This window comes from Streptomyces sp. NPDC047022, assembly GCF_040644155.1.
Lineage (GTDB): Bacteria > Actinomycetota > Actinomycetes > Streptomycetales > Streptomycetaceae > Streptomyces.
In genome coordinates this window covers 42581-62143 of record NZ_JBEYVV010000029.1, presented here as the reverse complement: position 1 = coordinate 62143, position 19563 = coordinate 42581, and the positions used below count along the sequence as shown (strand labels likewise).

Annotated in this window: 18 protein-coding genes; 9 read left to right on the top strand and 9 right to left on the bottom strand. The window is 70.5% G+C overall.

Going from position 1 to position 19563, the window contains the following annotated elements:
• Window positions 1-73: 73 nt before the first annotated feature.
• Both ABZ845_RS25125 and ABZ845_RS25120 read left to right on the top strand, forming a co-directional pair.
• Window positions 74-2125 (top strand): phosphocholine-specific phospholipase C, encoded by a 2052-nt coding sequence (locus ABZ845_RS25125; protein ID WP_360983349.1) that lies wholly within the window; start codon window positions 74-76, stop codon window positions 2123-2125.
• Window positions 2126-2211: 86 nt separating this feature from the next.
• A complete protein-coding gene (locus tag ABZ845_RS25120; RefSeq protein ID WP_360983347.1) occupies window positions 2212-3078 on the top strand; it encodes a phospholipid scramblase-related protein in 867 nt (288 codons plus the stop codon).
• Between the two features lie 70 nt (window positions 3079-3148).
• On the opposite strand, the gene ABZ845_RS25115 is transcribed toward ABZ845_RS25120, so the two are convergent.
• Window positions 3149-4153: a hypothetical protein gene (locus ABZ845_RS25115; RefSeq protein WP_360983345.1), complete on the bottom strand. Its 1005-nt coding sequence runs from the start codon at window positions 4151-4153 to the stop codon at window positions 3149-3151.
• Window positions 4150-4977, bottom strand: a complete 828-nt coding sequence (locus ABZ845_RS25110; RefSeq protein WP_360983343.1) for a phosphatase PAP2 family protein — start codon at window positions 4975-4977, stop codon at window positions 4150-4152. Before ABZ845_RS25110 ends, ABZ845_RS25115 begins: the two co-directional genes overlap by 4 nt.
• A 205-nt stretch (window positions 4978-5182) precedes the next feature.
• Here ABZ845_RS25110 and ABZ845_RS25105 point away from each other — a divergent pair, with 205 nt between their 5' ends.
• Window positions 5183-5797: a TetR/AcrR family transcriptional regulator gene (locus tag ABZ845_RS25105; protein ID WP_360983341.1), complete on the top strand. Its 615-nt coding sequence runs from the start codon at window positions 5183-5185 to the stop codon at window positions 5795-5797.
• 147 nt (window positions 5798-5944) lie between these two features.
• Here the strand turns inward: ABZ845_RS25105 and ABZ845_RS25100 are convergent, their stop codons facing one another.
• The gene (locus tag ABZ845_RS25100) at window positions 5945-7018 is read right to left on the bottom strand and encodes a DUF2510 domain-containing protein (RefSeq protein WP_360983339.1); all 1074 of its coding nucleotides are present in this window, start codon (window positions 7016-7018) and stop codon (window positions 5945-5947) included.
• A 229-nt stretch (window positions 7019-7247) separates the two neighbouring features.
• On the opposite strand from ABZ845_RS25100, the gene ABZ845_RS25095 reads away from it, so the two are divergent.
• Window positions 7248-9935, top strand: coding sequence for an AAA family ATPase (locus tag ABZ845_RS25095; RefSeq protein WP_360983337.1), 2688 nt, complete (start codon window positions 7248-7250; stop codon window positions 9933-9935).
• A 57-nt stretch (window positions 9936-9992) separates the two neighbouring features.
• A complete protein-coding gene (locus ABZ845_RS25090) occupies window positions 9993-10409 on the top strand; it encodes a hypothetical protein (protein ID WP_360983335.1) in 417 nt (138 codons plus the stop codon).
• A gap of 196 nt (window positions 10410-10605) precedes the next feature.
• On the opposite strand, the gene ABZ845_RS25085 is transcribed toward ABZ845_RS25090, so the two are convergent.
• A complete protein-coding gene (locus ABZ845_RS25085) occupies window positions 10606-11571 on the bottom strand; it encodes a DUF3048 domain-containing protein (protein WP_360983333.1) in 966 nt (321 codons plus the stop codon).
• A 133-nt stretch (window positions 11572-11704) separates the two neighbouring features.
• Window positions 11705-12775: an ATP-dependent DNA ligase gene (locus ABZ845_RS25080; protein WP_360983331.1), complete on the bottom strand. Its 1071-nt coding sequence runs from the start codon at window positions 12773-12775 to the stop codon at window positions 11705-11707.
• Between the two features lie 75 nt (window positions 12776-12850).
• On the opposite strand from ABZ845_RS25080, the gene ligD reads away from it, so the two are divergent.
• A complete protein-coding gene (ligD, locus tag ABZ845_RS25075) occupies window positions 12851-13933 on the top strand; it encodes a non-homologous end-joining DNA ligase (protein WP_360983329.1) in 1083 nt (360 codons plus the stop codon).
• Between the two features lie 201 nt (window positions 13934-14134).
• On the top strand, window positions 14135-15136 hold the full coding sequence (locus tag ABZ845_RS25070) for a multicopper oxidase domain-containing protein (protein WP_360983327.1): 1002 nt from the start codon (window positions 14135-14137) through the stop codon (window positions 15134-15136).
• 82 nt (window positions 15137-15218) lie between these two features.
• On the opposite strand, the gene ABZ845_RS25065 is transcribed toward ABZ845_RS25070, so the two are convergent.
• Complete coding sequence (locus ABZ845_RS25065) at window positions 15219-16019, bottom strand: VOC family protein (protein ID WP_360983325.1); 801 nt, start codon at window positions 16017-16019, stop codon at window positions 15219-15221.
• Window positions 16020-16238: 219 nt separating this feature from the next.
• On the opposite strand from ABZ845_RS25065, the gene ABZ845_RS25060 reads away from it, so the two are divergent.
• Window positions 16239-16493 (top strand): WhiB family transcriptional regulator, encoded by a 255-nt coding sequence (locus ABZ845_RS25060; protein WP_360983323.1) that lies wholly within the window; start codon window positions 16239-16241, stop codon window positions 16491-16493.
• Between the two features lie 66 nt (window positions 16494-16559).
• Window positions 16560-16775 (top strand): hypothetical protein, encoded by a 216-nt coding sequence (locus tag ABZ845_RS25055; protein ID WP_360983322.1) that lies wholly within the window; start codon window positions 16560-16562, stop codon window positions 16773-16775.
• A gap of 121 nt (window positions 16776-16896) precedes the next feature.
• On the opposite strand, the gene ABZ845_RS25050 is transcribed toward ABZ845_RS25055, so the two are convergent.
• The 3 genes from ABZ845_RS25050 to ddaH all read right to left on the bottom strand — a co-directional run bounded on the left by ABZ845_RS25050 (window position 16897) and on the right by ddaH (window position 19526).
• Entirely contained in the window at window positions 16897-17364 is a 468-nt protein-coding gene (locus ABZ845_RS25050) for a hypothetical protein (RefSeq protein ID WP_360983320.1), read from the bottom strand.
• Between the two features lie 272 nt (window positions 17365-17636).
• Window positions 17637-18608 carry an acyl-ACP desaturase gene (locus ABZ845_RS25045; RefSeq protein ID WP_360983318.1) on the bottom strand — a complete coding sequence of 324 codons (972 nt, stop codon included), beginning with the start codon at window positions 18606-18608 and terminating at the stop codon, window positions 17637-17639.
• Between the two features lie 138 nt (window positions 18609-18746).
• Window positions 18747-19526 carry a dimethylargininase gene (ddaH, locus tag ABZ845_RS25040; protein WP_360983316.1) on the bottom strand — a complete coding sequence of 260 codons (780 nt, stop codon included), beginning with the start codon at window positions 19524-19526 and terminating at the stop codon, window positions 18747-18749.
• Between the last annotated feature and the right edge of the window lie 37 nt (window positions 19527-19563).

Sequence of the window (19563 nt, the reverse complement as noted above, 5' to 3'; positions counted from 1 at the left end):
AACACTCCTTTCGCGCAGGTTCCTTCACCATCGGGCGATCCATGCCCCGTCAGGACAAGAGGACATCCCCTTCATGTCTCATGTGAATCGGCGCCGTTTCCTCCAACTCGCGGGCGGTACCGCCGCGTTCACCGCGCTCTCCGGCAGCATCGAGCGCGCCGCGGCCCTTCCCGCGCACCACCGTTCCGGCACCATCGAGGACGTCGAGCACATCGTCGTCCTGATGCAGGAGAATCGTTCCTTCGATCACTACTTCGGCACGCTCAGAGGTGTACGCGGCTTCGGCGACCCCCGGCCGGTGACGCTCCAGAGCGGCAAGCCGGTCTGGCACCAGTCCGACGGCACCAAGGACATCCTGCCGTTCCACCCCGACGCCGACGACCTGGGCATGCAGTTCATCCAGGACCTGCCGCACGGCTGGAACGACGGTCACACCGCGTTCAACGGCGGCAAGTACGACAAGTGGGTACCCGCCAAGTCCTCGACCACGATGGCGTATCTGACGCGCGAGGACATCCCCTTCCACTACGCGCTCGCCGACAGCTTCACCATCTGCGACGCGTACCACTGCTCGTTCATCGGCTCCACGGACCCCAACCGCTACTACCTGTGGACGGGTTACACCGGTAACGACGGCCAGGGCGGCGGCCCGGTCCTCGGCAACGACGAGGCGGGCTACAGCTGGACCACCTATCCGGAGCGGCTGGAGAAGGCCGGGATCTCCTGGAAGATCTACCAGGACGTCGGCGACGGCCTCGACGCGAGCGGCTCCTGGGGCTGGATCAACGACGCCTACCGGGGCAACTACGGGGACAACTCGCTGCTGTACTTCAAGCAGTACCAGGACGCGAAGCCCGGCGACCCGCTCTACGACAAGGCCCGCACCGGAACCGACGCCCGCAAGGGTGAGGGCTTCTTCGACCAGCTCAAGGCCGATGTGACCTCCGGCAAGCTGCCGCAGATCTCCTGGATCGTCGCTCCCGAGGCCTTCACCGAGCACCCCAACTGGCCCGCCAACTACGGCGCCTGGTACGTCTCCCAGGTCCTCGACGCGCTCACCTCCGACCCCGGGGTGTGGGCGAAGACGGCCCTGTTCATCACGTACGACGAGAACGACGGCTTCTTCGACCACGACATACCGCCGTTCCCGCCCGCCTCCGCCGCCCAGGGCAAGTCGACGGTGGACGTCGGCCCGGACCTCTTCACCGGCAGCACGAGCCACCCGGCCGGTCCCTACGGACTCGGCCAGCGCGTGCCGATGCTGGTCGTCTCGCCCTGGAGCAAGGGCGGTTACGTCTGCTCCGAGACCTTCGACCACACCTCGGTCATCCGCTTCATGGAGCGCCGCTTCGGCGTCCACGAGCCGAACATCTCGCCCTGGCGGCGCGCGATATGCGGCGACCTCACCTCGGCGTTCGACTTCTCGCACAAGGACAGCAGGCCGGTGCCGCTCCCGGCCACGGACGGCTATCAGCCCCCGGACCACGACCGCCACCCGGACTACGTCCCCACCCCGCCCGCCAACCCCGTACTGCCCAGGCAGGAACACGGACCGCGGCTCACGCGCCCGCTCAAGTACGCGCCCCACGTGGATGGTTCGGTGAACGCCCCGGCCGGAACGTTCACCCTGGCCTTCGCCTCGGGGGCGCACGCCGGTGCCGCCTTCCTCGTCACGTCCGGCAACCGCGCCGACGGGCCGTGGACGTACACCACCGACGCGGGGAAGACCGTGTCGGACACCTGGAACTCCGCGTACTCGGGCGGTTCGTACGATCTGACCGTCCACGGCCCGAACGGCTTCCTGCGCGTCTTCAAGGGTCCTGGCAAGCAGGCCGGTTCCGAGGTCACCGCACGGCACGCCGGCGACGGGCTGGAGCTGACCTTCACCAACAAGGGCTCCGGCACAGTGCGGCTGAAGGTGTCCGACGGATACGGGGGACACGCCAGGACGGTCGCGGTGCGGCCCGGCGCCACCGTGTGCCAGTTTGTCGGGCTGGGAGCGAGCAGGCGCTGGTACGACCTCACCGTGACCTGCGACGCCGACCCGTCCTTCCTGCGGCGCCTCGCCGGGCACGTGGAGAACGGGCGTCCCGGTGTGAGCGACCCCGCCATCGTCACGGAGTAGGACATGCGACACACGACGCACACGCGGTGGGCCCCTTGTCGCCCGGGGCTGGCCAGGGACACGTGCGGCCGGGGTAGTGTGCCCCGGTGACCACGCAATCGAACACTCCTGCAGGTTGGTACCCGGATCCGCACGGTGCACCCCAGACCCTGAGGTATTGGGACGGCGCCCAGTGGACCGAGCACACCCACGCGGATCAGCAGGGCCAGGCCGCGGCACAGGTGCCGCAGCAGGCGGCGCCGGGCACTCAGGCGCCGAGGGCTTACGGCCGGCCGGCCGCCCCGGCTCCCGACGCGCGTGTCCAGCGTCAGGTGCAGCAGCAGGCCGGGGTCGCCCCGAGCGGCGCCGGCGGCGGCACGCTGTTCTCCGAACCCGTGCTGGTCGTCAACCAGAAGGCCAAACTGATCGAGCTGACGAACGAGTACAGCGTCTTCGACCAGAACGGCAACCAGATCGGCTCGGTCACCGAGGTCGGGCAGGGCGCGCTCAAGAAGATCCTGCGCTTCGTCTCCAGCCTCGACCAGTTCATGACGCACAAGCTGGAGATCCGCGACGCCTACGGTCAGCCCCAGTTGGTGATGACCCGGCCCGCGAAGTTCTTCAAGTCACGGGTGGTCGTGGAGCGGCCCGACGGGCAGCCCGTCGGTGAGATCGTCCAGCAGAACATGATCGGGAAGATCAACTTCGCGATGAACGTGAACGGCCAGAAGGTCGGCGCGATCAAGGCGGAGAACTGGCGCGCCTGGAACTTCGCGATCGTCGACCACGCCGACAACGAGGTCGCCCGGATCACGAAGACCTGGGAGGGCCTGGCGAAGACGATGTTCACCACCGCGGACAACTATGTCCTGCAGATCCACTACCAGCTGCCCGAGCCGCTGCTGAGCCTGGTCGTGGCCACGGCGCTGACCGTGGACACGGCACTCAAGCAGGACTCCCGGGGCCTCGGCTGAACCGGACCCGGATCTCATAGGGACGAAGACGGCGGCCGGCGCGTGTATCCACGCGCCGGCCGCCGTTCGTTCAGAGGGGGGTCAGGTGTTCCGGTGGCGCGGGCTCGGGCGGTACGGGCTTCAGCCGCCGTGGCACGGGCACGGCCCCCTGGGCGACCGACTGGGCCTCCAGGGCCAGTGCCGCGGCGAACGTTGCCTGGTGCGGCACTGGCAACGCCGCGACCGGGTGCTCGTCGTGCGCCGGGGTCACACCCGGCCGTGGTGCGGACCGGGACAGGGTCACCACGCCCCAGGACGCCAGCCCGGCACCCGCCGCCGCGAGGAGCAGTCCGGCCGCGCCGCCCTGGAGGCGTTCGCCGAGCAGGCACAGGCCGATCACCCCGGCGGCGACCGGATTGGCCAGGGTCACCAGTGCGAGGGGCGCCCCGAGGCCATCGCGGTACGCGGTCTGCGACAGCAGCAGGCCGCTCGTCGCGAACAACGCGACGAGCAGTGCCACCACGACGACCTGGGCGCTCAGCAGCGGTCCCGAGCGGTCCGTGGCCGCGACCGTCACCGTCTGGGTGAGCGCGGAGGCGACCCCGGAAGCGAACCCGGACGCGGTCGCGTGCCGCAGACCGGGCCGGGCACCCGGGCGGGCGAGAAGTCCCATGAGGGCTGCCGTGGCCCCGGCCACGGCCACGGCCTGCGGCAGACTCAGTATGGTGTCGGGCTCCGGCCCGGACGCCGTCACCAGGAGCGCGGCCAGACCGATCAGCGTGAGGGACGTGCCCCGCCACTCCACGGCGCTCACCCGGCGCCCGGCCGCTCGCGCCCCCAGCGGCACCGCGGCCACCAGGGTGAGCGCGCCGAGCGGCTGCACCAGCGTGAGCGGTCCGTACTTGAGCGCCGCGACGTGCAGCAGCGCGGCGGAGGCGTTGAGGACCACCGACCACCACCAGGCGCCGTGCCCGAGCAGCCCCAGCAGACCGGTGCCCGCGTTCCGGGCGGCGAGCCGCTCCTGGGCCACCGCCGCCGCCGCGTAGGCGACTGCGGAGAACAGCGACAGGACGACGGCCAGGAGCGTGGCACTCATCGTCCGGCTCCCACCAGGCCGGAGGGGTCGGCTGCGGGGTGCGTGCGCCTCGGGGGAGGCGCGGAGTGCGCCAGTGCCCTGCCCGTCCCCCGCGGCGCCGACGTCGGGGCGGGGACCACGGCGAGCGCGACGCCGAGCAGGAGGCCGGCCGCGATCGCGTCCAGCCAGTAGTGGTTCGCCGTGCTCACGATCACGAACAGCGTCAGCAGCGGATGCAACAGCCAGAGCCAGCGCAGCCGGGACCGGGTGGCGGCGATCAGGCCGATCGCGATCATCAGCGCCCAGCCGAAGTGCAACGAGGGCATGGCCGCGAACTGGTTCGCCATCGAGTCGGTCGCCGGCCTGGCCCCGTACACAGTCGGCCCGTACACCCGCCCTGTGTCCACGAGGTGTGCGATGCCGAGCATGCGCGGCGGGGCGAGCGGGAACGTGAGATGCAGCACCAGCGCCGCACCGGTGACCAGGGCGAGCACTCTGCGGGCCCACAGGTAGTGATCGGGGCGCCGTATGTACAGCCAGACCAGGAAGGCGGCGGTGGCCGTGAAGTGGATGGCCACGTAGTAGACGTTGGCGCAGCGGATCAGGGCGGTGCCGTGCAGAAGCACGGACTGCATGGTGCCCTCGTCCGGGAGGCGCAGCGTACGTTCCCAGCCCCAGACGCGGTGCGCGTCGCGGTACGCCTCGGAGGTGTGGCCGTTCGCGAGCCGGCGCCCGAACTTGTAGACGAGGAAGAGCCCCGCGACCAGGAGGAGCTCACGGAGGAGGGGCGGCCGGCGCGATGCGCTCGCCGTCCCCTCTCTTTCAGGCTCGGTAAGGGAATTCATCCCCCGGCCCCTTTGCTGACGGTACGTGCTTGGGGTGGTGCGTGGTGAGCCCAGGAAAGGGTCCACTCGACAGTGGAGTGGGTCCTGTCCAAGGCTCATCGATACGCCAGTGTACCGATACGCTGGCGTACCGGTACACTGGCGTATCGATGTATTGTTGTGAAGAGGCCCACGGGCGCCGGGCCCACGACCGAGGAGCGAAGCCATGACGTCGCAGGCAGCGGACGCACCGGAGACGGTTGCCGCCTCGCGCCGCTCCAAGCTCACCGCCGAGCGTGAGCAGCAGTTCTTCGACGCCGTGCTCGAACAGATCCGCGAGTGCGGTTATGAGGCCGTCACCATGGAGGGGGTCGCCGCCTCCACCCGGTGCAGCAAGTCGACGCTGTACCGGCAGTGGAAGACGAAGCCCCAGTTCGTGGCCGCCGCCCTCAGGGCCACCCGCTGCGTGCGCTTCGCGGGCATCGACACCGGCTCGCTCGCCGGAGACCTGCGCGCCGTCGCCCGTGCGGCGGCCGAGTGGTCCGATCGTGACACCACGCTGTTCCAGGCCCTCGTGCCCGTGGTGATGCAGGACCGGGAACTCGCCAAGGCCCTGCGCGAGACCCTCATCGAGCCCGAGGTCAGGGCGCTCCAGGAGATCTTCCAGCGGGGTGTGGAGCGCGGAGAGGTGGCCGCCGGCCATCCGGCGCTCGAGTACATCCCCGCACAGCTGCTGGGACTGCTGCGCCTGCGTCCGGTGCTCGAGGGGCGGGACGCGGACGAGGAGTACCTCTCACGCTTCGTCGACGCCGTGATCATCCCTGGGCTCGGACTGACATAAGGCTCAGGCCGAGGTCCGTGGCATGACCGGACCTCGGCCTGTTCGCGCCGCACCGTGGGGACGGGGGCGGCGCGCCCCCCGGCCGGGCGGGTGCTCCTCTTGAGCGGAGGGGAGCCCCGTCCGGCCGCAGTACGTCCGGACGCCGGTTCAGACGGTCTGTCCGTCGCCGCCCGCCGCGGATGCCTTGATGCCCTTGGTGATCCGGTCGAGGACCGGCAGACCGGACCCCTTGGCCCCGGCGTCCACGCCGAAGCGGACGACGACGAGCTGCCGCGAGTCGGCGGGCGACGGGAAGACCAGCGACTCGACGTACCCGTCCGCGCCCTTGCTGGTGACCGCCTTCCAGCGGACCATATAGCCCTGCTCACCGGCCACGGTCACCGCCTTGGACGCCAGCACCTGGTGCGAGGTGATGCCGCCGTAGGACGTGCCGCCGTACGATTCGTCGGCGTTCTTGGCTATGTCCTGCTCGGCAGCCGCCTCCGCGGTGGTGGCGGTCAGCCCCTGCTGCTTGGCGCTCGCCGAGTAGGCCCCGCCGGCGCTGCAGGTCTTCGAGGTGTCACCGGGGCATTTGTAGGAGTCCTGGGACGTGACCTGCGCGCCGCCGTCGATGGTGCCGCCGCTCCAGCCGTCCGGCACCGGGATGCTGATGCCATTGAAGGGATCGCCGGCGTATCCGGCCTCGCCGCGCGGCTGGCCGGGTATGGAGCCCGAGCCCCCGGAACCGCCGGAGCCCCCGGAACCGCCGGAGCCCCCGGAACCGCCCGGCCCGCCTTGGCCCCCGAAGGGTCCGCCCTGTCCGCCCTGTCCGCCCTGGCCTCCCTGACCCCCTTGGCCTTCCCGGCCGCCGGAACCGCCGGGGCCGCCCGGCCCCCGGGAGCCCGCGGAACTGGCGCTGCCGCCGTCGTGCACCGTGAGCGCGTAGACACCGCCCCCTATCCCCGCGAGGACCAGGACCGCCGCGGCGACGGCCGCCGCGGCGCGGGCCCCTCGCCGCGCGGGGGCGGGCCGAAAGGCGGGGTACGGCGCGGTGACGTACGGGTGCTGGTGGACGGGGGCGCCGAAGGCAGGCGCCTGCGTCGGGGGACCCCATGCGGCGGCCGGATCGGCGGGCCGGGTCCTGTCCGTCCACGCCTTGCCGTCCCACCAGCGCTCGGTGGCGGGACCGTCACTTGTCTGCCCGGGATCGGGGTACCAGCCGGGAGGAGTCACCTGCGTCATGGGACCACCGTATGAGGCATGGGTGAAAGACGGATGAGAGCGTGCCGGATCCGCCGGATCCGCCGAAAGCCATCTTTCAGCTTGGCTGGTCGGGGACCCGTCGCGTCGCCCTGGCACACCGCACTTCACCCATCACGGCAACAGGTGCCCGGACCTGCCTCCACCGGAGGGCCGGGGCGGCTACGCTCCATGCCTGTACGTCGTTTGGGCGACCTGGGGAGGTACCGGGATGACGGAGGCACGGCCCGGCACGGCCGCCTCGGATTCCCTGTGGGAACGCGACGCGGAACTCGCCGTCATCACCGAGGCGGTCGACGCCCTGTGCGCCGACACCTCGCGTACGCAGTCGGGGAGTCTGCTGGTGTTCGACGGGGAGGCGGGCATCGGCAAGACCGCGCTCCTCGCCGAGACACGCCGTATCGCGGAGGCGCGCAGCTGCACGGTCTGGTCGGCACGCGGCGGTGAGACCGTCACGTCCGTCCCCTTCAATGTCGTACGGCAGTTGCTCCAGCCGGCGCTGCTGTCGCTGATGCCGGAAGAGGCGCGCGAATACCTCGGCGACTGGTACGAGGTCGCGGGCCCCGCACTCGGGATAGCCGAACCCGGCGAGCGGCAGGCCGACCCGCAGGGCGTGTGCGACGGACTGGTCGCGGCCGTCTCCCGGCTCGCGAAGCGCGAGTGGCCGCTGCTCCTGCTCATCGACGACGCGCACTGGGCCGACCAGGAGACTCTCCACTGGCTTGCCGCCTTCTGCGAACGGCTCGACGATCTGCACGTGCTCGTCGTGGTCGCCCTGCGGCCCGGCGAGGCAACGGGTGTGAGCGCACAGCACCTGGACACGATCACCGCGTCCGCCCGGCGTCCCATCAACACCCTGAGCACTCTCACGCCCGACGCCGTCGCGGGACTCACCCGCGCCGTCGTCGGCGCGCACGCGGACGCCCCGTTCTGCCGCGAGGTGTGGGCCGTGACCGGCGGCAACCCGTACGACACCGTCGAACTCCTCGCCAAGGTGCAGGACAGCCAGCTCGATCCGGTCGAGGCGTCCGCCGGCGAACTGCGGCCCCTGAACAAGTCCGCACGCGGTCACGGCCTGGTCGCCCGGCTGGAGGGCCTCGGCGTCGAGGCCACCCGGTTCGCCTGGGCGACGGCGATCCTCGGCACCGGGGTCACCGTGGAGCTGGTGGCACGTCTCGCCACCATGAGCCAGGACGAGGCGCTCCGCTGCGCCGAACTGCTCTGTGCCGCCCGGATCCTCACCCCGGTGGACCCCGGCTACGGCCCGGTCGAGGGCGGCGAGCTGGAATTCGTGCACCCGCTGATCGCCAGCGCCGTCTACCGCTCGATCCCGGACGGGCTGCGCACCGCGATGCACGGCATCGCCGCACAGGTCGTCAGCGACTCAGGGCGCGGCGCGGCGGCCGCCTCCCGCCATCTCCTGGAGGTCCATCCGGACGACGACGAGGCACTGGTCGAGCAGATGCGCGAGGCCGCCCGGGAACACCTCGCCGTCGGTGCGCCCGATGCCGCCCGCCGCTGTCTCGAGCGGGCGCTGCTGGAGCCGCCGCTGCCCGAGATCCATCCGTACGTGCTGTACGAACTGGGCTGCGCCACCCTGCTGACCTCGCCCGTCACCACCATCGACTATCTCCAGGCGGCGCTCGCGATGCCGAGCCTGGAGGGCGGCGACCGGGTCAGCGCGGTGTACCGGCTCTCCCAGGCCCTCGTGCACAACGACCAGTTGGACGAGGCCATCCGCACCATCGACGACGAGGCCACCCGGCTCGAACCAGGCCCCTCACGGATGCGTCTGCAGGCCGCGCACTACATGTGGGAGGGCATCCACGCGGCCGAAGGCGACTCCCCGGCCCGCTCGCGGGAGCTGGCGAAACTGGCCGCCACCTGCACCGGAAGGGACAACTCCGAACGGGCGCTGCTGATCCTGCGCGGCTTCGACGCGATGACCCACGGCGAGAACGCCGAGGTGGTCGTGGAACTGTGCGACCGCGCGCTCGTCAACGGCCGCCTCGCCCCGGGGCTCGGCTGGACCGACGGCGAGTGGGGCATCGAACTGCTGCTGATGCTGGGCAGCGCATATGCCTACACGGACCGGCTCGACCGCGCCGAGAGCCTGTTCACCGAGGCCCTGCGTGCCTACGAGAGCGCCGGATGGAGTGGCGGCCATCTCGCCCTGGCCAACGCCTATCTGGGGCTCGGGCACCGCAGGCGGGGCCGCCTGCGTGAGGCGGAGACCGTCTTGCGCGAGTCGCTGCGCATCGCCGAGCGCGTCGGCCGCGGACTGCCCCTGTACTGGTCCGCGACCTGCGGACTCGTCGACACCCTGCTGGCGCGCGGGCACGTCGAGGAGGCATGGTCCCTCGCCGAGCGCTACGGCTTCGCACCGCCGTATCCGTCCACGATCGTGCTCCCCGACATCCACTCGGTGCGAGGGCGGCTCCTGATCGCGATCGGCCGGACCGAGGAGGGCGTCAACGAACTGGAAGCCGCCGAGAAGGCGTCCGTCGGACGCGGTCACAACACGGTCCTGGCACCGTGGTCGGGAGACCTCGCCCGTGCGCTGGCCAACGACGATCCGCGCCGTGCCGCCGAGTTGGCCACCACCGGCCGCCGCCAGGCCGAACTGTTCGGTACGGACACGGCGATCGGCGAAGCCCTGCGTGTGGCGGCCGCACTGGAGACGGGCCAGCGGGCGGTCACGCTGTACGCCCAGGCCGTGACCTATCTGGAGGCATCGCCCTGCGCCTACGAGCATGCCGCGGCACGGGTCGACTACGGCATCGCCGCCAAGTCGAGGGCGGAGCTCAACCGCGGCCTGACGCTGGCCCGTTCGTGCGGTGCCGACGGTCTGGTGACCCGGGCCCAGACCGTCCTGGACCACGGGAGGGGACTGCGCTGACGGGCATGGCCAGAAGCGCGGGGCATGGTCCGTTCAGCGGACCGGGGACTACACCGCATGGATCACCGGCATAGACTGACGGTCTCCTCGATGCCCCATATGTCCCTATGCGCTCCCTGGCAGGAAGGCGGCACCACCGTGGACCGCAGCGTCGTCACCCGTTCTCCGTACACCCCCGCCGACTGGTGGGTCACCGCCGATCGGGCGCGGCACGCGGCGCAGGGGGGACTCGCGAACGCCGCGACGGTGCCGGACCTGTTGCGTACGCTCGCCGAACTCGACCGGGCCCGGCACCAGACGGAGGTCGCCGTCGGCGCCGCCGTGGAGGCGCTGCAGGAGCAAGGCGTCGCCTGGGAGGCGATCGCGGCGGCGTTGCACTTCGACTCGGCCGAGGACGCCCGCCGGTCGCTCGCCGCGGCCCGACAGGACGCGAGCGTGGCGATCGGCCGCCGAATGGGACGTCGGCACCACTAGGGCGCTTCTGACGAATCTTGAAGTCGCCCTCACGCTGGAGCGACTGGGCCTGGCGGGGCGATCGGCGCCTCACGAGGCGCCCCGCGTTGGACGGATCGATCGCTCGGCGCCCGACCAAGAGCCATCAGAAGCACCCTGGTCCCGCGGCAGGCAACGTTCGCCCCGTCGCGTAAGCGTTGCCTGCCGCGGCACTGGCTCACGCCGCCGCGAGCACGACCCACACCTGTCCGCGCGCGAAACTCATGGGTGCGCCGTCCGCCGTCGTGAAACGGGTGCCGTCCGCCGCGGCGGGGCGCTGCCAGGTGACGTCGAACACCCGCCCGTCGCGTAGCACTTGGGCCTTTCCCGTGCCCACGGTCTCCGAGTACGGCGAGTTGTTGCCGAGGACGTCGTGGAACTGGGACGCGCGCACATGGACGTACTGCACCACCACCGTCGCCGGGGCCACCCGGGCGCCGTCGGTCGTCACCGTGGCGGTGCCGTCCATCGCCAGGAGCCAGCGATGCCGTGGCGCGGACCAGGTGAAGGTGAAGGCCGTCGAGGGGAAGCGGACCGTGCGCTCGGCCTCCGGAGTCCCGCCCGCCGGCGCGGCGCCGAACCGGAACCCGGTTGTCAGCGCGGCGGAGCCGGGAGCCCCTTTCATCAGCCGCTGCGGTCTCAGGAAGAGGTCGTCCGGTGCCGTCCTGCCGTCGTCGTCCCTGAAGTAGGCGCCGGGGTTCTTGTCCGGCGGTACGGGGGTGAGCGGTGCCTTGTCGATGAGGGGCAGGAGTTTGTGCTGCGCTCCCGAGAACGCGAGCGTCGGCCGGTCGAACTGGCGCAGCAGTTCCAGATCCGACTCGCGCGCACTGCGCACCGGGCCGACCACGGCCGGAAGCCTGGTGGCGAACACCGCCATCAGCCGGCTGAGCCCGCCCTCGACCTGCTCGGCATAGACGAGGTCCGCCTGGTCGAGGCCGGCCTGGGGCCGGGCAGCGGCCACATTGTCCACCTTCACCGCGAGGACCGGACCGGACGCGGGGGAGGCCGTACGGCCGCCGTCGCTCTGCCGCGCCCGCGGAGTGCTGTGCCCGTTGCCGCCCGAGTCGCAGCCCGCCACCAGAGAGCCGGCCAGGGCGACGGTCAGCAGCACTGCCGTCGTCACGCCGTGTCGCCTTCGCGCCATTCGTCGCATCGCCACCGTCCCGCCGACCCGTGTCACCCATTGTGAGCCCCTGGATTCGCCACCGGCCATACCTGTTCGGTTCTGGCCGGGTGTGTCTCCCGTGTCTGTGCGGGGGTACAGGGGCCCCGGGGGCTCACTCAGGGGAGCCGAGGATCTCCGCCAAGTCGTAGCGCACCGGCTCCTCCAGCTGGGTGTAGGTGCAGCTCTCGGGAGTACGGTCCGGGCGCCAGCGGCGGAAGCGCGCGGTGTGCCGGAAGCGCGCCCCGTTCTCCATATGGTCGTACGCCACCTCCGCCACCCGCTCGGGCCGCAGCGGCACCCAGGACAGGTCCTTCTTCCCCGACCAGCGGCTCGGCGCGCCGGGGAGCCGGGCGGTCTGGTGAGCCTCCTCGTCGGACCAGGCGGCCCATGGATGGCCCGCGGCATCGTCCATGCGCAGCGGCTCCAGCTCTTCCACCAGTTCCGCGCGCCGCTTCATGGGGAACGCGGCCGACACCCCCACATGCTGGAGGGCGCCCCGGTCGTCGTAGAGGCCGAGCAGGAGGGAGCCCACCACCGGGCCGCTCTTGTGGAAGCGGTAGCCCGCGACCACGACGTCCGCCGTGCGCTCGTGCTTGATCTTGAACATCACCCGTTCGTCCGGCCGGTACGGCAGGGACAGCGGCTTGGCGATCACTCCGTCGAGCCCCGCCCCTTCGTACTGCTCGAACCACAGCTCCGCCACCGCGCGGTCCGTCGTCGCCGGGGCGAGGTGCACGGGCGGCGTCACCCCCGACAGCGCCCCCTCCAACTCGGCGCGCCGGTCGCCGAGCGGGACATCGAGCAGCGACGCGTCGCCGAGCGCCAGCAGATCGAACGCCACGAACGACGCCGGGGTCCGCTCCGACAGCGTCCGCACCCGTGAGGCTGCCGGATGGATCCGCTCCGTCAGGGCGTCGAAGTCCAGATGCCCCTCCCGTGCGATCACGATCTCGCCGTCCAGCACGCACCGCTCCGGCAGCCGGTCCCGCAGCGCCGTGACCAGCTCGGGGAAATACCTCGTCAGGGGCTTTCCGGTGCGGCTGCCCAGCTCGACCTCGGGACCGTCGCGGAAGACGATCGCCCGGAACCCGTCCCACTTCGCCTCGTACTGCATATCGGGCGGGATGCGCGCCACCGACTTGGCGAGCATCGGCTTCACAGGGGGCATCACCGGGAGGTCCATGCCCTCGATTCTGCGGCCATGCCGAGCGGTCCGCCCGGTGTGCGGGGCGTGGTTCCTGCGCTTACCGTGGCTCGCATGGGTGACGCGGTGGAACTGGAGGCCGGAGGCAGGACGGTACGGCTGTCCAGCCCTGACAAGGTCTTCTTCCCGGAGCGCGGCTTCACCAAGCTGGACCTCGCCCGCTACTACGTGGCCGTCGGCCCCGGCATCCTGCGCGCCCTGCGCGATCGGCCCACCACCCTGGAGCGCTACCCGGACGGCGTCACCGGTGAGTCCTTCTTCCAGAAGCGGGCCCCCAAGCACCTGCCCGACTGGATCCCGACCGCGCACATCACCTTTCCCAGTGGCCGCAGCGCCGACGAGATGTGTCCCACCGAATCCGCCGCAGTCGTGTGGGCCGCGCAGTACGGGACCCTCACCTTCCACCCATGGCCGGTGCGCCGCGAAGACGTCGACCGTCCCGACGAACTCCGTATCGACCTCGATCCGCAGCCCGGCACCGACTTCGCGGACGCGGTACGGGCCGCCCATGAACTGCGCGCCGTCCTGGAGCAGTTCGGAGGGCTGCGGGGCTGGCCCAAGACGTCCGGCGGCCGGGGGCTGCATGTCTTCGTCCCCATCGAGCCGCGCTGGACGTTCACACAGGTCCGCCGCGCCGCCATCGCCGTCGGGCGCGAGCTGGAACGCCGCATGCCCGAGAGGGTGACCATCGCCTGGTGGAAGGAGGAGCGGGGCGAGAAGATCTTCGTCGACTACAACCAGACGGCACGGGACCGCACGATCGCCTCGGCGTACTCCGTGCGTCCCCGCCCCCACGCGCCGGTCTCGGCGCCGCTGCGCTGGCAGGAGCTCGACGACGCTGCGCCCGAGGACTTCGACCTGGCGACCATGCCCCGCCGCTTCGCCGAACTCGGTGATGTCCACGCGGACATGGACGAGCACGCGTTCTCGCTCGAGGCGCTCCTCGAACTCGCCCGCCGTGACGAGCACGACCACGGTCTCGCCGACCTTCCCTATCCGCCGGAGTACCCGAAGATGCCGGGCGAGCCCAAGCGGGTGCAGCCGAGCCGGGCCCGCGGGGAGGGGAAAGACCGGAAGCAGTCCGGCAGCTTCGGTGACGCGCCCGAGGGCGGGCAGCCGCCCGGGCCCGAGGCCTGACGTTCCAGGCCCTCGAGGGCCGTGCGGCGGAGGCTCCCGACGGACGGATGGCCCGAATGAGGGATCGCCGGGCAGTGAACGTAACCGCAATACCGGTCATTTAGGCATTCATAAGCATAAGGTTTCTGGTGCCGCTATCGTGCCTCTCGATCCACCCGGCGGCTCATCTTCATGAGTTCCGTAAAGGATGGGGAATCCGGCATGGACAGACGCTACTTCAACCGGCGGATGCTGCTGGGAGGTGCGGCCTTTGCGACATCTGTATCTATGGGCCCGGAAGCCGTCGGCGCCCACGAGCCCGCGCCGGCCATGACTGCCGATGGCGGTTCCGGCCACGGCCGGGCGAGGCCCGCAAGGGCTGTGAAGGCCGCGCGCAAAGGCGGCCAGGTCAAACGGATCAAGATGTTCACGGAGAGGCTCGACGACGGGCGCGTGGGATACGGCATCGCCGGGGGGAGGGCGACGATCCCGGGGCCGCTCATCGAACTGGTCGAGGGCGACACGCTGCAGGTCGAGTTGCACAACACCTGCGACGTGTCCGCGAGTCTGCATATGCACGGACTGGACTATTCGATCAACAACGACGGCACCAGAATGACGATGAGCTTTGTGCAGCCGGGCGAGACGCGCACCTACGTCTGGCACACCCACACCCCCGGCCTCCGCCCGGACGGCACCTACCGGGAGGGCAGCGCGGGCTACTGGCACTACCACGACCATGTCATGGGCACGGAGCACGGAACGGGTGGCATCCACAAGGGCCTTTACGGGCCGTTGATCGTGCGACGCCAGGGCGACATCCTCCCGGACAAGACCTGCACGATCGTGTTCAACGAGACGATGATCAATCAGAGCAAGCACGGCGGCCCGGACTTCGAGGCGGTCGTCGGGGAACGCGTCGAGTTCGTGATGATCACCCATGGCGATCTGTATCACACGTTCCATCTGCACGGTCACCGCTGGGCGCGCAACCGCACGGGGCTCATCACCGGACCCGACGACCTGAGCCGGGTGGTCGACAACCAGATCGTGGGCCCGGGGGACTCCTTCGGCTTCCAGGTACTCGCGGGTGAGGGGGTCGGGCCGGGCGCCTGGATGTACCACTGCCACGTCCAGCACCACGCCGACCAGGGGATGGCCGGGCTTTTCATCGTCAAGAACGCGAACGGGACGATTCCCAAGTACATGCCGTACCACCATTAGTGGCTTCGGGGCGCCGGACCAGGAGGGTGGAACTTCCCGGTCCGGCGCCCCGCTGGGCGCTCCCTGTGGGGCTCCGTCGGCCTCAGCCCTGCCCGGGATCGCGCGGCGCGCTCTTGATGACCGCGAACCGCGCACCGTACGGATCAGTCAGTTTGGCCATGCGGCCCACACCCTCGAGGTCCGTCGGAGGCATCCGGACGGTTCCGCCGAGTTCGAGGACCTTGCTCACCGTGGCGTCCGTGTCCGTCACTTCGAAGTAGGGCAGCCAGTACGCGCCCGACTCCGCCTCCGTGGGATCGTCGGCCAGCGGAACCATCCCGCCGAACATGGCGTCCGCGCCTCCCTCTTCGGGGTTGACGCAGGTGTACGTGCCGCCGGGGAAGGGCACGCCCTCGGTCTCCCAGCCCAGCACCCGGTTGTAGAACGCGGCGGCGCGCGCGATGTCCGGGGTGTACAGCTCGAGCCAGCACAGCGAGCCAGGGTCGCCGGCGACCCCGACGCCCTTCGTCCGTCCAGGCTGCCAGATGCCGAAGGGCACGCCCGCCGCGTCGGCGAGGACGGCCATGTGCCCCTCTCCCATCACGTCCATGGGCTGGAGGAGCACGCCGCCGCCGGCCTGCTCGGCGGTCTTCGCGGTGGACTGGGCGTCGGCGCTCTGGAAATAGACGGTCCAGGACGGCGGACCCTGCTCGGGAGTGGTCTGCATACCGCCGGCGGCGGTCTTGCCGGAGAGCTGGAAGAAGCCGTAGCCCCCGGCCTCGGGGCCTGCCGACTGGAAGTCCCAGCCGAAGACACCGCTGTAGAAGGAGATGGCCCCGTCGATGTCGGGGGTGCCGACATCCAGCCAGTTCGGGGCGCCATTGACGAAACGGGTGGTGAGCATGAGTGCCCTCCTTCGAGGGGTCCCGTTGCCTGTGCGCTCCAGAGTCTTGCACCGCCCACTGACACTGGCCCCCGAACGGACGCGACACGCCCGTTCACCCGCGCGCCGCCGTGCGCCGTCGTGGTGGGTGGGACATCATCGAGCGTCCTGTGACGCCGCCGGGTGGCCCGTTGATCCGGCGTTGATCGGACGTTTTTCGCCGCGCGACACGATCTCGTCATGCACATCGAAGCGACGATCACCGTGTCCGACACCGCTTGGCAGGAGCAGGCGATGTGTGCGCAGACGGGTGCCGAATTCTTCTTCCCCGAGCCCGGAAGCTCGGTGCGGGAGGCGAAACGGATCTGCGGACTGTGCGAGAGCCGCTCCGCCTGTCTGGACTACGCCCTCGCCAATGACGAGCGGTTCGGCGTCTGGGGAGGCCTCTCGGAGAAGGAGCGGATGCAACTGCGGCGCACGGACGGTCTCGGCTGACCCGGTCGCGAGGATCGCCCGCACCGTCCGGATGCGCGGTGCGGGGCCTGGGACGATGCTGGAAACATGTCCGGACGGGCTCCTGTCATCATTCATCCGCCGTCGGGCACCGGCGGCCGTCGGGTCACCACGCGCGGGGAGAACCTGGGGATGGCGTTCTCGGACGAGGACGTGATCGAGTTTCTCGGCCGCGCGGGGCTGCCGGACGCCGAGGATCTGCTCGACGATCCGTCGTGGGTGAAGTGGCGCGGCGCGGACGCGCACCACTACGAGGCCATCTAGGGTCTGGGAGCGGCGCGGCACGGGGCCGCGCGGCGCCGGTGAGGGATGTGCCCGAGACGGTTGCACTCACCACCTGGCCCCGGACCCGGCCCGGTGATGTGCCGCATGGCGCGCCAGGCGCTCAGTCCGCGCTGACCGGTGCCAGCACGGCGAGGGTGGTACGGGCCTGCCGCAGCGCCGGCTCCAGCAGGAGCGGTGAGTGCAGCGTCCCGCTTCCGTCGGGCGGGACGATCCACTCCACACGCTGCCCCCGCTGGTACGGCGAGGGCACGGCGACCCATGACCCCTTGGTCGCATGGCGAATTCCGGACCCGGCCCAGTGCGCGCTCGGATCCGGCGGCACGAAGAAGCCCACCCGGCGGGCCGCCGAGTCCACCAGCGTCGGCCCGGGTGTGTGCAACGGGTCGTACCACAGGATGTCCAGAATGAGCAGGCCGAGTTGACGGGGGACGCTCACCACGTCCCAGTGGCGTCCGGCTTCCAGCAGCACCGTGCCGTCGCCGTCGTCCCACCGCCGCCCGCAATCCCGCAGGTCCGAGGCAGCGGCGGCCGACCACTCCGCGTCCCGCATCCACATCGCATTCATCATGACCCGCTCCAGGGCCGCCACCACCCGGCGGCCAGGCTTCCGACAGGGACACCGGGCGGGTAGTCCCGTGAAACACCCACCCGGCATATTTATGCTGGTAGATATTTCTGCCCGCGGAAAGGGTGGCGCGACCTGGCGTTTACCGCCGATGCGACCCGGCGTCCATGCCGAAACGTTCTGCCGAATGATTGCTCGAACGTTCTGCCGGAATATTCGGCCCGTCGACGGGAGTCCGCGGGGTTCGGGTGGTCCGCGGAGTCCGCGCACGGACGCTACGCGCCCCGGGCCGCCATGCGTGCCTTGCGGGCCGCGAGCTTCTCGTCGAAGCGGGCGGCCTCGGTGTCCAGGCCGCCCATGAACAGGCCCAGTTCCTCCTGGGCCTGGAGGCCCTCGGGACCGAGACCGTCGATCTGCAGCACCTTCAGGTGGCGCAGCACCGGCTGGAGCACGTCGTCATGGTGGATGCGCAGGTTGTAGACCTCTCCGATCGCCATCTGCGCTGCGGCGCGCTCGAATCCGGGGATTCCATGGCCGGGCATGCGGAAGTTCACGACCACGTCCCGGACCGCCTGCATCGTCAGATCGGGCGCGAGCTCGAACGCGGCCTTCAGCAGGTTCCGGTAGAAGACCATGTGCAGGTTCTCGTCGGTCGCGATGCGGGAGAGCATCCGGTCGCAGACCGGGTCCCCGGACTGGTGTCCGGTGTTGCGGTGCGAGACACGGGTGGCCAGCTCCTGGAAGGCCACGTACGCGACGGAGTGCAGCATCGAGTGGCGGTTGTCGGACTCGAAGCCCTCACTCATGTGCGCCATGCGGAACTGCTCGAGCTTGTCGGGGTCGACCGCCCGGGAGGCGAGCAGATAGTCCCGCATCACGATGCCGTGCCGCCCCTCCTCGGCGGTCCAGCGGTGCACCCAGGTGCCCCAGGCGCCGTCCCGGCCGAAGAGCGTGGCGATCTCGTGGTGGTAGCTCGGGAGGTTGTCCTCCGTCAGCAGGTTCACCACCAGCGCGATACGGCCGACCTCCGTGACCTTGGACTGCTCCTTCTCCCAGGCCACGCCGTCCTCGAAGTAGCCAGGGAAGTTGCGGCCTTGGGTCCAGGGCACATACTCGTGCGGCATCCAGTCCTTGGCGACCTTCAGATGCCGGTTCAGCTCGGTTTCGACCACTTCCTCCAGTGCGTACAGCAGCCGGGCGTCGGTCCAGACGGCGGGGCTGCCGAGATGGGGGGAGGTGATCGTCACGGGGAACTCCAGGGGGACGCTGAGCAAACCGGCGAGCGGTGCCGGAACTTACGGGATCGTAGGCTACGGAGCCGTAGGTTACGAGCCTGTAGGTTACGAAGCCGTAGGCTAAGCGCGCTGTAAAGCCGGAATGCCCCGCTACGCGTACAGCCCCCGCATGCGCACCGAGAGGCATGTCACACAGCCCTCGAGCTTCTCGAATTCGCTGATGTCCACGATGACCGTCTCGTGCCCGAGGTCGGCCAGCAGCTCCGCCGTCTTGGGTGCGCTGGACGCCATGAGCAGTTTGCCGCCGCCGAGCAGCACGACATGGGCGCCCGACTCCTCCGGAACCGGAAGAAAGCGGGGGAAGAGCGCCGGTTTGTCCACGAGCGGCACATGGCCGATGACCGTGCCGTCGGGCAGGGCGGTTACCGCCGACTTCAGGTGCAGGACCCGGGTGACCGGCACCGCGACCACACGAGCGCCCAGCGGTTCGAAGGCCGCGCGCAGTTGCTGGACACCTGCGGCGTTCGTACGCGCGCTGCGGCCCACATAGATCGTGTCGCCGATCTTCAGGACGTCACCGCCGTCCAGGGTGCCCGGCTCCCAGACCCAGTTCACCGAGCAGCCGAGCCGGGCCACGGCCTCCTCGACCCCCTCGGTCTCCTCACGCCGGGACTCGGCGCCGGGCCGGGTGATGAGGGCGACGTTCTTGTACATCACCACCGCGTCCTCGACGAACACCGAGTCGGGACAGTCGTCGGCCGGGTCCACCTCGACGGTCTCCCAGCCATGCGTTCGCAGCGTCTCCCCGTACGCCTCCCACTGCTCGAGCGCGCGCTCGACGTCGACCTCCTCCCGCTCGATATGCGTCACCAGTCCCTCGGCGAGGCGCGGGCCGGGTCGGCGGATGAGGGCCTTCTTGCTTGATGACACGTGGGAACTCCGTCTCGGCTTCTGGTCTCGCCCGCCA

Coding starts and splice junctions, on each gene's coding strand:
- ABZ845_RS25125 (WP_360983349.1), top strand. CDS start 74: ATGTCTCATGTGAATCGGCGCCGTTTCCTCCAACTCGCGGGCGGTACC.
- ABZ845_RS25115 (WP_360983345.1), bottom strand. CDS start 4,153: ATGAGTGCCACGCTCCTGGCCGTCGTCCTGTCGCTGTTCTCCGCAGTC.
- ABZ845_RS25110 (WP_360983343.1), bottom strand. CDS start 4,977: ATGAATTCCCTTACCGAGCCTGAAAGAGAGGGGACGGCGAGCGCATCG.
- ABZ845_RS25105 (WP_360983341.1), top strand. CDS start 5,183: ATGACGTCGCAGGCAGCGGACGCACCGGAGACGGTTGCCGCCTCGCGC.
- ABZ845_RS25100 (WP_360983339.1), bottom strand. CDS start 7,018: ATGACGCAGGTGACTCCTCCCGGCTGGTACCCCGATCCCGGGCAGACA.
- ABZ845_RS25095 (WP_360983337.1), top strand. CDS start 7,248: ATGACGGAGGCACGGCCCGGCACGGCCGCCTCGGATTCCCTGTGGGAA.
- ABZ845_RS25090 (WP_360983335.1), top strand. CDS start 9,993: ATGGATCACCGGCATAGACTGACGGTCTCCTCGATGCCCCATATGTCC.
- ABZ845_RS25085 (WP_360983333.1), bottom strand. CDS start 11,571: ATGGCGCGAAGGCGACACGGCGTGACGACGGCAGTGCTGCTGACCGTC.
- ABZ845_RS25080 (WP_360983331.1), bottom strand. CDS start 12,775: ATGGACCTCCCGGTGATGCCCCCTGTGAAGCCGATGCTCGCCAAGTCG.
- ligD (WP_360983329.1), top strand. CDS start 12,851: ATGGGTGACGCGGTGGAACTGGAGGCCGGAGGCAGGACGGTACGGCTG.
- ABZ845_RS25070 (WP_360983327.1), top strand. CDS start 14,135: ATGGACAGACGCTACTTCAACCGGCGGATGCTGCTGGGAGGTGCGGCC.
- ABZ845_RS25065 (WP_360983325.1), bottom strand. CDS start 16,019: ATGCTCACCACCCGTTTCGTCAATGGCGCCCCGAACTGGCTGGATGTC.
- ABZ845_RS25060 (WP_360983323.1), top strand. CDS start 16,239: ATGCACATCGAAGCGACGATCACCGTGTCCGACACCGCTTGGCAGGAG.
- ABZ845_RS25055 (WP_360983322.1), top strand. CDS start 16,560: ATGTCCGGACGGGCTCCTGTCATCATTCATCCGCCGTCGGGCACCGGC.
- ABZ845_RS25050 (WP_360983320.1), bottom strand. CDS start 17,364: ATGATGAATGCGATGTGGATGCGGGACGCGGAGTGGTCGGCCGCCGCT.